The organism is Protofrankia symbiont of Coriaria ruscifolia, assembly GCF_900634745.1.
In the GTDB taxonomy this organism is placed as follows: Bacteria; Actinomycetota; Actinomycetes; order Frankiales; family Frankiaceae; genus Protofrankia; species Protofrankia californiensis.
Genome location: NZ_CAAAFR010000132.1, coordinates 1 through 3792, shown reverse-complemented (window position 1 = coordinate 3792; position 3792 = coordinate 1). Strand labels below are relative to the sequence as shown.

3 protein-coding genes and 2 pseudogenes are annotated in these 3792 nt (G+C 70.8%); 3 read left to right on the top strand and 2 right to left on the bottom strand.

Features of this window, described 5'->3' with window-relative positions; genetic code table 11:
• Positions 1 to 52 precede the first annotated feature (52 nt).
• Both CV1CTNOD_RS15200 and CV1CTNOD_RS15190 read right to left on the bottom strand, forming a co-directional pair.
• Positions 53 to 850, bottom strand: a pseudogene (locus CV1CTNOD_RS15200) (transposase); the annotation flags it as partial.
• Between the two features lie 475 nt (positions 851 to 1325).
• Positions 1326 to 1469, bottom strand: a pseudogene (locus CV1CTNOD_RS15190) (IS5-like element ISFal3A family transposase); the annotation flags it as partial.
• On the opposite strand from CV1CTNOD_RS15190, the gene CV1CTNOD_RS24800 reads away from it, so the two are divergent.
• From CV1CTNOD_RS24800 to CV1CTNOD_RS15180, 3 genes are all read left to right on the top strand, one after another.
• A complete protein-coding gene (locus CV1CTNOD_RS24800; RefSeq protein WP_207386465.1) occupies positions 1459 to 1989 on the top strand; it encodes a hypothetical protein in 531 nt (176 codons plus the stop codon). The pseudogene CV1CTNOD_RS15190 and the gene CV1CTNOD_RS24800 overlap by 11 nt on opposite strands.
• Positions 1973 to 2299: a transposase gene (locus tag CV1CTNOD_RS15185; protein WP_165485533.1), complete on the top strand. Its 327-nt coding sequence runs from the start codon at positions 1973 to 1975 to the stop codon at positions 2297 to 2299. The genes CV1CTNOD_RS24800 and CV1CTNOD_RS15185 overlap by 17 nt, the downstream gene beginning before the upstream one ends.
• 702 nt (positions 2300 to 3001) lie before the next feature.
• The coding region (locus CV1CTNOD_RS15180) for an FAD-dependent monooxygenase (RefSeq protein WP_242606712.1) at positions 3002 to 3792 on the top strand (791 nt) is incomplete at its 3' end.

Here is a 3792-nt window from a genome sequence, read left to right as displayed (position 1 = left end):
CCGATCAAAAAATCGCACCATCAGCACACTGCACGAACGTGCGGAGTGCAGGGGTTCCCGGCTGCCAGGGTGGGGCGGGCAGGCGGAAGACCCGGTCCGCGCGCAGCCGGCCGACCAGCTCGACGGGCAGGTCGACGAGCAGCCAGGCCAGCCGGGTGACGTCGTAGCCGGCGTCGAAGACCACCAGGACGTCGGGGTCGCCGTCCTTCCAGTGCCCGGCGGCGGCCAGCCGGCTCACCACGTCGCGGACCTGGCCGGCGGTCATCGTGGTCAGGTCGTCGTCCGGGTCGAGACGGACGGCGTCCAGCGGCGCGGTCCAGGAGGTCCGGCCCGGTTCGAGGGCCATGACGAAGGAGTAGGGCCAGCCCGGGACCATCTGGGCGTTGCCTTTCCCCGGCCGTAGGTGTGGCAGAACGCCCGCCGGCGGCTGGTCGAGGCGGCCGGGCGCAGCCACGGGCTGACGTCGGCCCCGAGCACGACCCGGCCGTCGGCGGAGCGCGGGACCGGCAGCCCGGCCAGCGAACGGCGCAACCGGCCGACGTCGAGCAGGCCGTGGCCCCCCGTCGTAGAGGGCGCCGTGTCCGCGCCGGTGCTCCGGCGCCAGCGACAGGCCGACCAGGGTCCGAACCGGGGTATCGGTGCACAGCACGGCGTCGGTCAGCTCGAACAGCGCGTCGCCGCGCCGGGTCAGGCAGCCGTGGAAGTCCCGCCGGAACCGGCATAGCACCTCGAAGTCCCCGGCTGTCTCGACGCGGGGCTGTTCTTCTTGCAGAATCTCTGTCACGGCCCTCGGCTGGTCACGGTCTCTTTGGCGAGAAACCACGATCAGCGGGAGGCCGTTTCGTGTCATCTCGACACGCCGGACCCGCCTGACAGCAACAGCACACGTCACTCACTGCTATGACAACGCTACCAGCGAAGGGTCGGGTAGCCGGGGGTATCTCAGTCCCCGGTTCCCACGGATCCCCGCATGACAGTCTCCCGTCACGGGGCTCTTCTCATCCAGCCATCCAGGCGTCCCGTATCCACGACCAGTGCGCGAACAGTCCACGGCCTCGTTCTGTGACCGTTTTCCACCGCGCCCTGGCATGTTTGTAGGCACGCAGCCGTTTGTACTTCTTTCGGGCCCATTTCAGGCTCTACGTGGTTGGCCGGGAGCCGTGTTTGAGCACCAGCGTTCAGTGACCGCCCGCCGTGACGGGGTGTGACCGTGCAGGGCTCGGGGAAAGGGACACACCCGCCGATCTGGAAAGATCGCGACTTGTTGAAGGTCCGTGATCGCCAGACGACGGGTGTGCCGTGTTCGAGGGTATGGGGTGTGCGCTGGCCGGGTTGCTGGGACTACCCGGTTTCGAGATCGAGCAGGTGGAGCGGGAGGTGGATGGCTCGTTCTCGGTGCACGTGTCGGCGGCGGGGACGGTGGAGTGCTGCCCGGACTGCGAGATCGCGTCGGGCCGGGTGAAGGAGACGGTCGGGCACACGGTGCGCCATCTGGTCGTGGCTCCGGTGCGGGTGACGTGGCGCAAGTACCGGCTGACCTGCCCGAACGCCGGCTGTGCGCGGGAGAGCTTCGTCGAGACGACGCCGCTGGCTGTGCCTGGTGGGAGGGTGTCGGTGGCCGCGTTGGAGACGGTGGGACATCTGGTCGGCGACTGGCTGGTCCCGGTCAGCCGGGCCGCCGCGGCGCTCGGCGTGAACTGGCATACCGCGCATGGCGGGTTCGTCCGGGTCGCGGACCAGGTCGGGATCGTGGTCACCGATCTCGACGAGATCACCGAGCCCGGTGAGACGGCCGGCGAGCCGCCCGAGGCGGGCCTCGCCGACGTGCCCGGCGGCGGTCACAGCGGCGAGGTCTGTGGTGGCGACGTCGGCGGGTCTGGGACGAACGGCCAGGTCGGCGATCTGGCGTCGGCCGGCGGGCGGTCGACGGGCGAACCGGCTGTCGCTGCGGGCGGCGCTGCCCGACGTGTCGGTGCTCGGGATCGATGACCAGCGGCGCGGCTCGCCGCGTTTCCACCGCGACCCGCTCACCGGGGCGTGGGTCACCGACGCCGACCGCTGGCAGACGGTGCTCATCGACTCCGCCGGCGGCCAGGGTCTGCTCGGGGTCGTCGAGCGCAGAGCTTCGAAACCCGTGATCAGCTGGATCCTCGCCCAGTCCGCGGCCTGGCGTGCCCGGATCAGCGCCGTGACCATCGACATGTCCACGACCTACAAGGCGGTCGCCCGCGTGGCCGTGACAGACCAAACCGGCCCCATCGAGACGGTCATATCTGGCCCCATCTGCCTGATCTCCTGACCGGGGTGACGGCGTTATTTGGCCCCACCCGAACATGGGAGGAGGTTCTGCACATGGGGAGGTCTGTCCGTTGTCAGTGAAGTCGGCCTGGTTCGGGGTCCTGGCCAGGGCGGGCCTGATTCGATGACACGGTCTGGTGTTCGCTGACTGTGGCCCGGGACTCGGGTCCGTGTCACCAGCCGCAAAGTAGCGGTGTGTAACTCTCCGGACGCCTCGGTCTGTCGAGGTGGCTGCGTCCGAGTTGCGGTGATCGTCCGGTTAGGGTGGCCGGCGCCGGGCCGCCCCGGTAGTGCTTGAGCAGCAGGTACTTCATGGTGTGTCTCCTTCGCTCGCACGGCCGGTCCCGGCCGCCTGTGCCCCGGGGACGGTGCCGGCGCCGCGTTCTCGACACCGCACGGGCGCCCGATCCCAAAAAATCTTCACTCCACCCCGCGGCACGGCCGACTACCCGGCCCGGTGGCCCGGTGGCGTCGGCGGGGACGGCACACCCGCAGCCGGGCTTCGGCGAAGGCGCACGTCCCCACCCGGGCAGAAAACAAGAAAGGCAGGGAAGCCAACGCTTCCTGCCATGCTCAATATATAGCACACCGGGGGGCTTGCGGTAAGACCCGGGGGGTGCTTCAGAATGCCCGTCGGTGCCGGCCGCGGATATGCGGGTGGATGCCGGGATGAACGACACCACACGTTTCGTGAAGGGATTTCATGTTTGATGTGATCGTGGTCGGCGGGGGGCCGACCGGGATAATGCTCGCGGGTGAGCTGCGGCTGCGCGGTGTGCGGGTGGTCGTCGTGGAGGAGGACGCGGCACCGCCGCCGTTCGTGCGGGCCCTGGGGCTGCACGTGCGCAGCATCGAGATCATGGACCAGCGTGGCCTGCTGGATCGGTTCCTCGCCCACGGCCAGCGTTATCCGCTCGGCGGAATGTTCGCCGGCATCCGCACGCCGCCGCCGCGCCGGCTCGACACCGCCCACGCCTACATTCTCGGCATTCCGCAGACCGTCATCGACCGGCTGCTCGCCGAGTACGCCGCCGAGGTCGGCGCGGACATCCGCCGCGGGCAGGCGCTGGTCGGGCTCGCCCAGGACGACGACGGGGTGCGCGCCGACCTCGCCGACGGCACCACGCTGCGCGGCCGCTATCTCGTCGGCTGCGACGGCGGGCGCAGCACGGTACGCCGGCTGCTGGGCGTCCGGTTTCCCGGCGAGCCGTCGCGGGTGTGGACGTTGCTCGGGGAGATGGCGCTGACCGCGCCGCCCGAGCAGGTCGCCGCGGTGGTCGAGCGGGTGCGCGCCACCCAGCTGCGTTTCGGCGCGGGACCGCTGGGCGACGGGATGTACCGCCTGGTCGTGCCCGCCGAGGCGGTGCCGGCCGAGACGGTCGTCGCCGGGACGATCGCCCCCGGGACAGCGGCGGCGGGGACAGCGGCCGGCGGGCCGATCGCCGGCGGGACAGCGGCCGGTGAGACGGTGGCCGGCGGGACGGCGGGGGTGGC